At 67.7% G+C, this 9,593-nt stretch carries 10 protein-coding genes; 1 reads left to right on the top strand and 9 read right to left on the bottom strand.

Annotated features, from left to right (window positions below):
• Nucleotides 1-22: 22 nt before the first annotated feature.
• The 7 genes from M3C25_RS05140 to dop form a co-directional block, all read right to left on the bottom strand.
• The gene (locus M3C25_RS05140; RefSeq protein WP_259797223.1) at nucleotides 23-397 is read right to left on the bottom strand and encodes an FKBP-type peptidyl-prolyl cis-trans isomerase; all 375 of its coding nucleotides are present in this window, start codon (nucleotides 395-397) and stop codon (nucleotides 23-25) included.
• 36 nt (nucleotides 398-433) lie between these two features.
• The gene (locus M3C25_RS05135; protein WP_259797221.1) at nucleotides 434-1,399 is read right to left on the bottom strand and encodes an FKBP-type peptidyl-prolyl cis-trans isomerase; all 966 of its coding nucleotides are present in this window, start codon (nucleotides 1,397-1,399) and stop codon (nucleotides 434-436) included.
• 113 nt (nucleotides 1,400-1,512) lie between these two features.
• A complete protein-coding gene (gene pafA / locus M3C25_RS05130; RefSeq protein ID WP_259855250.1) occupies nucleotides 1,513-2,985 on the bottom strand; it encodes a Pup--protein ligase in 1,473 nt (490 codons plus the stop codon).
• Nucleotides 2,982-3,767, bottom strand: coding sequence for a proteasome subunit alpha (prcA, locus tag M3C25_RS05125; RefSeq protein ID WP_165882948.1), 786 nt, complete (start codon nucleotides 3,765-3,767; stop codon nucleotides 2,982-2,984). The genes pafA and prcA overlap by 4 nt, the downstream gene beginning before the upstream one ends.
• The gene (gene prcB, locus M3C25_RS05120) at nucleotides 3,764-4,582 is read right to left on the bottom strand and encodes a proteasome subunit beta (protein ID WP_259855249.1); all 819 of its coding nucleotides are present in this window, start codon (nucleotides 4,580-4,582) and stop codon (nucleotides 3,764-3,766) included. The genes prcA and prcB overlap by 4 nt, the downstream gene beginning before the upstream one ends.
• Nucleotides 4,579-4,773, bottom strand: coding sequence for a ubiquitin-like protein Pup (locus M3C25_RS05115; protein WP_102160085.1), 195 nt, complete (start codon nucleotides 4,771-4,773; stop codon nucleotides 4,579-4,581). The genes prcB and M3C25_RS05115 overlap by 4 nt, the downstream gene beginning before the upstream one ends.
• 1 nt (nucleotide 4,774) lies before the next feature.
• Entirely contained in the window at nucleotides 4,775-6,334 is a 1,560-nt protein-coding gene (dop, locus tag M3C25_RS05110; RefSeq protein ID WP_259844487.1) for a depupylase/deamidase Dop, read from the bottom strand.
• Nucleotides 6,335-6,377: 43 nt separating this feature from the next.
• Between dop and M3C25_RS05105 the strand changes: the two genes are divergently transcribed.
• Complete coding sequence (locus M3C25_RS05105; RefSeq protein ID WP_170274096.1) at nucleotides 6,378-6,755, top strand: DUF3054 domain-containing protein; 378 nt, start codon at nucleotides 6,378-6,380, stop codon at nucleotides 6,753-6,755.
• Between the two features lie 19 nt (nucleotides 6,756-6,774).
• Here M3C25_RS05105 and arc read toward each other — a convergent pair whose 3' ends face one another.
• A complete protein-coding gene (gene arc / locus M3C25_RS05100) occupies nucleotides 6,775-8,577 on the bottom strand; it encodes a proteasome ATPase (protein ID WP_375545096.1) in 1,803 nt (600 codons plus the stop codon).
• Nucleotides 8,496-9,557 (bottom strand): tRNA (adenine-N1)-methyltransferase, encoded by a 1,062-nt coding sequence (locus M3C25_RS05095; protein WP_259855247.1) that lies wholly within the window; start codon nucleotides 9,555-9,557, stop codon nucleotides 8,496-8,498. Before M3C25_RS05095 ends, arc begins: the two co-directional genes overlap by 82 nt.
• Between the last annotated feature and the right edge of the window lie 36 nt (nucleotides 9,558-9,593).

Here is a 9,593-nt window from a genome sequence, read left to right as displayed (position 1 = left end):
CCGCTGAGGCTGGTTCAGCGGTTCAGCTGACGCCTTCGAGGTCGCACACGAAGATGAGGCTCTCGTTCGGTGCGATCGCCCCGGGGACCCCCGAGGGGCCGTAGGCCATGTGCGGCGGGATGCGCAGGGTGCGGCGTCCGCCGACCTTCATGCCCTGCACGCCTTCGTCCCAGCCCCGGATGACCATGCCGACGCCGAGCTTGAACTGCAGCGGCTGGCCGCGGTCCCAGGAGGCGTCGAACTGCTCGCCGGTGGAATGGGCCACCCCGACGTAGTGGACGGACACGGTATCGCCGGCCTTCGCCTCGGGGCCCTCACCGACGATGTCGTCGATGATCTCGAGCTGACTCGGCGGGTTCTCACCGGGGAAGTCGACTTCGGGTTTCGTCTTGGCCATGATTCCTCTTCTCGTAGATCGGTTGCAGTTCTCGGATCACTTGCCGCCGGTGGCGGACAGGATGTCGACGACGAAGATGAGCGTGGCGTTGCCGGGGATGCTCGGCGGCGAGCCCTGCTCGCCGTAGCCCTTGTCCGGGGGCACGATGACGAGCAGCTGCGAGCCGACCTTCTGGCCGGCCACGGCCTCGTCCCAGCCCTTGATGACCTCACCGGCACCGACGTTGAAGGAGAACGGCTCGCCGCGGTCCCAGCTGGAGTCGAAGGTCTTCGTCACATCGTCGTACAGCCAGCCTGAGTAATGGGCCTGGACGGTCTGGCCCTCTTCGACGACCGGTCCGTCGCCTTCGATCGTCGGCTCGACGACGAGCTCCTTGGGCGCGTCGCCCTCAGGGGCTTCGACACTGGGCTTGCCGGTGTCGTCGCGGGTGACCTTCGGCAGGCCAGCCGGCAGCTCCTTCTCGGTGCCCTCGGCCTTCTCCAGCGGCTCGGGCAGCTTCTCGGCGTTGACGATGTCGATGACGTAGACGAGCGTCTCCGGATCATCGCCGGACTTCGCTGCCCCGTTGAGGCTCATGAGCACCCGAGATCCGACCGGCACGTCGATGACGGCGTCGTAGAGCGCTTCGTTGATCTGGGCCTTGTCAACGGGGAAGCCGGAGGGCTGCTTGGTGTCGTAGCCGGATTCGACGATCTCACCGGAGTTGCCCGACACGAGCGTCATGTTCGCTGTCACCTGCTGGCCCTCTTCGACCTTGGGCCCGTCGCCTTCGGAGACGACGGTGCTCTCCGGCTTCTCGATGACCAGCGGGGCCTCGAAGGAGACCTCCGGCTTCTGGTCGGGTTCGCCGGTGACCTCGACGTCGTCAAGCGAGGTGGACTTCGCATTCGACGCGTCGACGGTCGGGTTCTCAGCCGGATTGCCTTCGGCGCTGTCGTCGGCACCGCAGCCGGTGAGCAGCAGCGCTGAAACGGCAAGCGCGCCGATGAGGGTTCTTCGCACGGGCATTCCTCTCAGGTCGGAGTGATCTCCACAAACGTACAGAATCTTACTGGCATGGCACTGTGCGTCACACCCACACAGGCTTGATGCTCTCTGATGACCGGCAGGGGCGGTCAGACGTCGAACGAGGCAGGCTGGCCGTCGAGTCCGGCGATGAGCTTCTCGGCCTGTTCGTGCTCAGCGGAGAACGGGTCCTTGAGCACGATCGCCCGCTGCAGCTGGTCGTTGAGCCGCAGGTGCACCCAGTCGACCGTGTAGTCCTTGCCCGCACCCTGGGCTCCGGAGACGAACCGGCCGCGCAGGTGCGCCCGCGTGGTCGCCGGTGGATGGTGGCGTGCCTGCTCGACGGCTTCAGGAGTGACGGCGCGGGCGGCTGCGCCCTTGTCCTCGAACTGCTTGAAGATCGAGGTCTGCGGGGTCAGGTCGTGGTAGGCGAAGTCGAGCCGGGCGATGCGCGGATCAGACAGTTCGATGTCCCCGCGGGCGACGTAACGGTCGAAGAGCTGGCGCTTGATGACCCAGTCGATCTCGCCTGCCACGGGTGCGAAGTCACCGGTGTCCACGGCGGTGAGCATGCGCTGCCACCGGTCGATGACACGCTCGGCGGTCGCATCGTCGCCGAGGCTGTGGTCGCCCTTGGCGACGAGCTTCTGTGCCCGGCGCAGGTAGATGCCGAGCAGCTCCAGGGTCGTCATCGTCTGCCCTGAGGCGAGTTCGAGTTCGGTGCGGCCGGTCAGGTCGCGGGCCACCCGGCGGATGTCGCGGATCGGATTGCGCAGGCTCAGGTCCTCGATCGGCACCCCGGTCTCGATGAGGTCGAGGACGAGGGCCGCGGAGCCAACCTTGAGCTCGGTCGTCGTCTGCGACATCGACGAGTCGCCGACGATGACGTGCAGGCGCCGGTACTTCTCGGCATCGGCATGGGGTTCGTCACGGGCGTTGATGATCGGCCGCGACCGCGTCGTAGCCGATGACACGCCCTCCCACATGACGTCGGAGCGGGCGGAGAGCCCGAACTGCAGCTGTCCGGGGTTCAGCTGCGGGGTGCGGGCCGGGGCGTGGGGGTTCGCGCGGTTCGAATCGGCTGGCTTGAGCTCGGTCGTCACCTTCGCCGGGATGATCGCTCCGGCGCCGACGAGCAGCTGGCGGGTGACGAGGAAGGGCAGCAGCACGCTGGTGAGATGGGAGAAGTCCATCGAGCGGCGGATGAGGAAGTTCTCGTGGCTGCCGTAGGAGTTGCCTGCGGAGTCGACGTTGTTCTTCACTAGGTGGGCGCGGCCGTCGATCCCGTCGGCAGCCAGCGCCTCCTGCGCCTGTGCCAGCAGCTCGACCATGATCTGGTCGCCGGCGGCGTCCTGGGCGAGCAGATCGGGCAGCCGGTCGCATTCGGCCGTCGCGTATTCCGGGTGCGAGCCGACGTCGAGGTACAGCCTCGCGCCGTTGGGCAGGAACACGTTCGACGACCGGCCCCATTCGACGACCGGGCGGAACAGGTACCGGGCGATCTCCTCGGGCCCGACCCGCCGGGACTGCCCCTGCGTGTATGCCAGCCCGTACTCGGTTTCGAGTCCGAAGATCCGCTTCACTGGCCCTCGTCCTCCCGGGTTTGGGTGTCCGTGCCCGAGGCGGTGGTCGCCTCGCCGCTCCCGGTTGCCTCGCTGCCGGTCGCCTCGCCGGTGGCCGGGGCTGCGAGCAGGGCGCGCAGATCATCAGGCTGCAGGCGGCGGAACGTGCGGTGCGAGGACGCGGAGCGTTCGAGCACGGCGGCTTCGAGATCGTCGAGGTCGACGTCCTCGTCGCGTCCGGTGCCCAGCACCGTGTGGCCGATGGCGAGCACCTCGGCCAGCGGTTTGCCGGCAGTGCGCAGCCCGGACAGCCGCTTGCCGATCTCCTCGGCCTGCCCGCCGATGGCGACATGCTCGTTCTCATCGGCGACCGATCCGTCATAGGACAGGCGGAAGAGCCGGTCGCTGGAGGGATGCTCGCCGATCTCGGCGACAACGAGCTCGACCTCGAAGGGCTTCGACTCGGTGGTGAAGACACTCGCCAGGGTCTGGGCGTAGGCGTTCGTCAGCCCCCGGGCGGTGACATCAGCGCGGTCGTAGGAGAAGCCGCGCAGATCGGCGTAGCGCACGCCTGCCTGCCGCAGCGTCTCGAACTCGTTGTACTTCCCAACAGCGGCGAAGGCGATCCGGTCGTAGATCTCGGCGATCTTGTGCAGGGTCGCCGACGGGTTCTCGGCCAGCAGCAGGATCCCGTCGTCGTAGCGCAGCACGACGACCGAGCGGCCGCGGGCGATGCCCTTGCGGGCGAACTCCGCCCGGTCCTTCATCAGCTGTTCGGGAGAGACATAGAACGGTGCGCTCATGGGCGGTCTCCTTCTGCACGGGAGGCGACGACCGCAGTGGCGTACTGCAGCACCTCGGATTCGGGGATCCGGCGCACGCCGTCGGCGTCGACGACGCGCACGACCGGGGCGACCTGGCGGACGAAGTCCGGTCCGCCGGTGGCCGAGTCGTCATCAGCGGCATCGATGAGCGCCTCGACAGCGACCCGCACTCCCCCGGCCTCGGACAGGCCAGGCGACCACAGCTTCTTGAGCGCACCGCGGGCGAACCCGGAACCGGAGCCGATCGAGTGGAAGTTCACTTCCTCGTATTTGCCGCCGGTGACGTCGAAGCTGAAGATCCGTCCGGAGTCCCGGCCGGGTTCGACGCCGGCAAACAGGGGCACGACCGCCAGGCCCTGCATCGCAAGCCCGAGTCCGGCGCGCAGCATCGAGGCCAGCCGGTTGGCCTTGCCCTCCAGGGACAGCGGGGTGCCCTCGATCTTCTCGTAGTGCTCGAGTTCGAGCTGGAAGAGGCGGATGAGCTCGAGCGCCAGGCCGGCGGTGCCGGCGATGCCGATGACCGAGGCGGAGTCGGCGGCGTGGACCTTTTCGATGATGTGGCTGGCGATGAGGTTGCCGACTGTGGCCCGCCGATCACCGGCCATGAGCACACCGTGGGCGGTCTTGAACGCGATGATCGTCGTACCGTCTGGCACACCGGCCCGCTCACCGGAGCCGGCGACGAGCTGCTCAGGTGAGATGTGCGGCAGCACATCGGGGGCGACGGTGCGGGCGTAGTCGGTGAACGAGTTCGTCGTCGCTGACAGGAAGGCGGGATCGAAGCCGGTGTTCACTGGCCGCCCTTCTGCACGAAGTTGCGGACGAACTCCTCGGCGTTCGTCTCCAGCACCGAGTCGATGTCGTCGAGGATCGAGTCGACGGCCTCGGTGCTGATCTGGGTCTGCGCCTGCGGGGCGACCGGTGCCTCCTCCGGCGGTTCGGCACCGTCCTTGCGATTGTGGCGGATCTGCTCCTGGCCGCTCATCTCACACCTCATTCCTGTCGCGGTGGACTCGGGGACTGCTGTCCTCAAGTGTAGTGATGCCCAATGATTTCAACAGCTCATCCACGCTGCCGGCTGACTCGACGATCTCGCCGACGAGCTCCTTGGTGCCCTTGAGCGGGTACTTCATCGGCACCCGGACCAGCCGTTCGCCGCCGGTGGTGAAGACGAGGGAGTCCCAGCTGGCGGAGATGAGGGAGTCGGTGAACTTCTCGACCACCCGCCCGCGCAGGTAGGCGCGCGTGTCCTCCGGCGGGTTCTCCACGGCGTGGGCGACCTGCTCATCGGTGGTGAACCGCCGGATCCGCCCGGCTGCCTCGAGCTTGTAGAACAGGCCCTTGGCCGGGCGCACGTCGTGGTACTGCACGTCGATGAGGGCGAGCTTCGGGTGGTTCCACGGCAGCGATTCGCGTTCCTGATAGCGGGTCAGCAGCTGCAGTTTGGCGACCCAGTCGATCTCGGCGGCAAGCCGCATCGGGTCCTCGGCCAGCTCGGTGAGGAATCTATCCCACATCTCGACCACCTCGGCAGTGTCCTTATCTGCTGAGGCGCCCACCGCCTCGGCGGCGGCCTGCCAGTACAGCCGCTGGATCTCAATGGCGGTCATATGCGATCCGTCGGCCAGCTCCAGCGGGGCGGACAGGCTCAGGTCATGGGACACCTGCTGCAGGGCTGCGACCGGGTCGGCGAGTTCGATGCGCGGGCACCGGCCAGACTCGATGAGACCGAGGACGAGCGAGGTCGAACCGAAGCGCACAAGGGTGGCCGGCTCGGCCATGGTCGCATCGCCGATGATGACGTGCAGGCGCCGGTAGAGCAGCGGATCGGCGTGCGGTTCGTCGCGGGTGTTGACGATCGGCCGGCGCAGCGTCGTCTCGAGCCCGATCTCGGCTTCGAAGAAGTCCGCCCGCGAGGAGATCTGATAGCCCGGCTCCTCCCCCGAGGCACCGATCCCGACCCGGCCGGCTCCGCAGAGGATCTGCCGGGTGGTGAAGAACGGGATGAGGCAGGCGGCCAGCTCATCGAAGTCGACATTCCGGTCGACGAGGTAGTTCTCGTGCGCGCCGTAGCTTGCGCCCTTGGAGTCGGTGTTGTTCTTGTACAGATTGACCGGCTCCTCGCCACCGGCCAGCGCCTCGACCGAGCGCAGCGCCACGACATCCCCGGCCCGGTCCCACAGCACCACATCGCGCGGGGTCAGCGTCTCCGGTGAGGAGTACTCGGGGTGGGCGTGGTCGACGTAGTAGCGGGCGCCGTTCTCCAGCACCACGTTGGCCAGGTACTGGGCGTCCGGCTGCGCCTGCGGCAGGTGGGTCAGCTGCGAGATGTGGGCCTGGGCTTCGTTCATGATGAAGCCGCGGGCGTCAGCCAGCGGCGATTCGGTGTCGAAGTCCCAGAAGCTCTGAGAGGACTTCAGGCCCCGCGGACCTGCGTAGGCGTCGATGACGCGGGCGGAATCGCGCATCGGGTTGGCGTGCGGGCGACCGGGCTGAGAGATCCCGAACTCGGTCTCCGCTCCCATGACCCGTGTGACACTCAGCATGTCCTCCTCCTGTCTGCCGCCGGCGCGGACGTAGAATCGTTGCGTGGCTGCAAAGAAATCATCTCACCTGTTCATCGCCATCGTCGTCGACGCGTGCCTGGTCGCGCTGTTCACGGTCGTCGGCCACTACACGCACCACCAGTCGCTGGTGCCCGAGCAGATCCTTGGCACCGCCTGGCCGTTCCTCGCCGGGCTCGTCATCGCCTGGCTGCTCAACGCCGTCTGGGCCGCCCCGCTCGCGCCGCTGCGCACCGGCACCGGCCTGTGGGCGACGACCGTGCTGCTCGGTCTTGTGATCCGGGCGCTGACTGGCGAGGGCACCGAGGGCCCGTTCATCGTCGTGGCCGCCAGCCTCAACCTCGTCACCCTCGTTGGCTGGCGGGTCATCGCCACCGCCGTAGCCGGACGCTCGGCGCGCTGAGCTGACCGGCAGCCCCGGCTCACAGCAGGTCCGGGTCCGGGGTCGCGGTCTCCGGTTCGCCCACCGTGCCCGGGGCGGCGCGCACCTCGGCGTCGAGCTGCCGGTCGCGTTCGGCTCGCGCATCGGCCTCAGCAGCCTGTGAGCGCTGCTGGCCGAGCATCCGCAGGTGGGTGACGCGCTCGCCCTTGCGTCCGGAGATCCGGGACCATTCGTCCGGGTTCGAGGTGTTGGGCAGGTCCTCGTGTTCGGAGAACTCCTCGACGATCGCCTGTTCAAGGTGCTCCCAGCTGATGCCGCGCTGCCCGTCGGCCAGCAGCGCCTTGATCGCATGCTTCTTCGCCCGGTCGACGATGTTGGAGATCATCGCCCCGGAGGCGAAGTCGGAGTAGTACAGCACTTCGGTGCTGCCGTCAGCGTAGGTGACCTCGACGAACTCGTTCTCCTCGCTGTGGGCGTACATCCGCTCCACACACCGCCAGATGAGCGCCTCGACGGCCTGCACGCGTGAGCCCTCGTCAGCGTCGAGCACCGTCTCGTGCAGCGGAAGCTCCGGCACGAGGTACTTCGAAAAGATCTCGGCAGCACCAGAGCGGTCCGGGCGCTGGATGCGGATCTTGACGTCGAGCCGGCCTGGGCGCAGGATCGCTGGGTCGATGAGGTCCTCGCGGTTCGAGGCACCGATGACGATGACGTTCTCTAGCTGCTCGACACCGTCGATCTCGGCCAGCAGCTGCGGGACGATCGTCGTCTCGACATCGGACGACTTGCCGGTGCCGCGAGTGCGGAACAGCGACTCCATCTCATCGAAGAACACAACGACCGGTGAACCGGCTGTCGCCTTCTCCCGTGCCCGGGCGAAGATGAGCCGCAGCTGGCGTTCGGTCTCGCCGACGTACTTGTCGAGCAGCTCAGGGCCCTTGATGTTGAGGAAGTACGAACGCGTCGTCGCATCTCCGCGGCGCTGAGCCAGGGAGTGGGCAACGGCCTTGGCGATGAGCGTCTTGCCGCAGCCGGGCGGACCGTAGAGCAGGATGCCCTTGGGCGGCTTGAGGCCGTGCTCGGTGTAGAGTTCCGGATGCTCGAAGGGCATTTCGACAGCATCCTGGATCATGTCGATCTGGGCTTCCAGACCGCCGATGTCGTTGTACGAGATGTCCGGGACGGCCTCGAGCAGCAGCGAGGACACCTCGGGCTTGGCGATCTTCTCGTAAGCGAACCGGGTGCGGGTGTCGACGAGCACGGCGTCACCGGGACGCACGCCCTCCTCCTGCAGCACAGCTGAGAGAATGTAGACCTGCTCGTCGTCTCCGGGGGTGCCGATGAGGATCCGGTCATCGCTCATCACCTCGCGGACGGTGACGACATCGCCGACCCGGTTGTAGTCACAGGCTTCGAGCGCGACGAGCCCTTCGGACAGGCGCACCTGGATGCCCGGGCGCAGCTCAGCGGTGTCGAGCTCTGTCGAGATCGCCACGCGCATCCGGCGCCCGGAGACGTGGACGTCGAGTTCGGGGACGCCTTCAGCGTCGGTGACGACTTCCAGGACGGTGCCGAAGGAGTTCGGCGGATCGGACATCCGCTCGGCTTCGGTGCGGATCCGGGCGAGTTCGTCGCGTGCCTGGCGCAGTGTCTTCGCCAGAGCCTCGTTGCGCTTCGAGGCGTTGAACAGCTGCTGGCGCAGCTGGGCTGAGTCCTTGCGCAGCTTGGCAAGATCCGCGGTGGGATCCGGGGTGGTGGGGCTCACTGGTCCTCCTTCGCGGTGGGGTCGTCGTTGGCGGCTGCCGCCGTCTCTTCGGCGGCGTCCTCGGCCTTCTGCCGGGATCCGACCTCGCGCTTGAGGCGGCGCATCTTCTTGCCGGTTGCGTACCGGTGGCCGATGGTCTCGTCGGTGAACTCTCCGCCTTCCCAGTGGGCGCGGTCCTCAGCACTGGGTTCGGAGCCCTGCGGGCGCTTCTTGCGCTTGAGCGGGTCGACGCCGGGAGCGAGCCGGCGGGCGAAGAGCAGGAACCCGGTGTGGCCGATCATCCGGTGGACTGGGCGCACCGCCAGTCCTTCGAGGTGCCAGTCGCGGATCATCGACTCCATCGCGTGCGGTTCGGTGTACATGCGGGTGGCGCGGATCGCCTCGGCGGTGCGCGAGAGCTGGGTGGCGGTGGCGACGTAGATGGTCAGCACTCCCCCGGGAATGAGGGCCTCGGTGACGGCCGACAGGCATTCCCATGGGGCGAGCATGTCGAGGACGACCCGGTCGACTTCGCCGGGTCCGAAGGCCTTCGGCAGCTCCTGGGCGAGATCGCCGGTGGTGCACGACCATGCCGGGTGCTCCCCGCCGAAGAAGTCAGCGATGTTGCCGGCGGCGATCTCTGCGAAGTCCGGACGCATTTCGAAGGAGTGGACGCGGCCCTGGTCGCCGACCGCGCGCAGCAGCGACAGGGTCAGGGCACCGGAGCCGACACCGGCTTCGACGACGACTGCGCCGGGGAAGATGTCGCCGAGCGTGGTGATGAGCGCGGCGTCCTTCGGGTAGATGACGGCCGCTCCGCGCGGCATCGACAGCACGAAGTCCTCCAGCAGCGGGCGCAGCGCCTGGTAGGCGGTGCCGCTGGAGTTGCGCACGACGACGCCCTCGGGCTGGCCGATGAGCTGGGCGTGGTCGAGCGTGCCGGTGTGGGCGTGGGTGGTGCCGTCTGGAGTCAGCACGATCGTCTGCAGTCGACCCTTCGGGTCGGTCAGCTGGACCTTGTCGCCGATCCGGAAGGGGCCGCGCCGCACGGGCGCGCCGGAAGCCTGCTGTGCATTCATATGCTCTCCACTCTAGTCCCTGGCCCGACCGCCTGG

Source organism: Brevibacterium luteolum (assembly GCF_025147615.1).
In the GTDB taxonomy this organism is placed as follows: Bacteria; Actinomycetota; Actinomycetes; order Actinomycetales; family Brevibacteriaceae; genus Brevibacterium; species Brevibacterium luteolum.
The sequence above is the reverse complement of the archived record's forward strand: the minus strand, read 5'-3'. Positions and strand labels throughout refer to the sequence as shown.

Bases quoted from the DNA above. Each gene is read 5' to 3' on its own strand.
- M3C25_RS05095 (WP_259855247.1), bottom strand. From the start codon at position 9,557: ATGAATGCACAGCAGGCTTCCGGCGCGCCCGTGCGGCGCGGCCCCTTC.
- prcA (WP_165882948.1), bottom strand. From the start codon at position 3,767: ATGAGCGCACCGTTCTATGTCTCTCCCGAACAGCTGATGAAGGACCGG.
- M3C25_RS05115 (WP_102160085.1), bottom strand. From the start codon at position 4,773: ATGAGCGGCCAGGAGCAGATCCGCCACAATCGCAAGGACGGTGCCGAA.
- dop (WP_259844487.1), bottom strand. From the start codon at position 6,334: ATGCTGAGTGTCACACGGGTCATGGGAGCGGAGACCGAGTTCGGGATC.
- M3C25_RS05140 (WP_259797223.1), bottom strand. From the start codon at position 397: ATGGCCAAGACGAAACCCGAAGTCGACTTCCCCGGTGAGAACCCGCCG.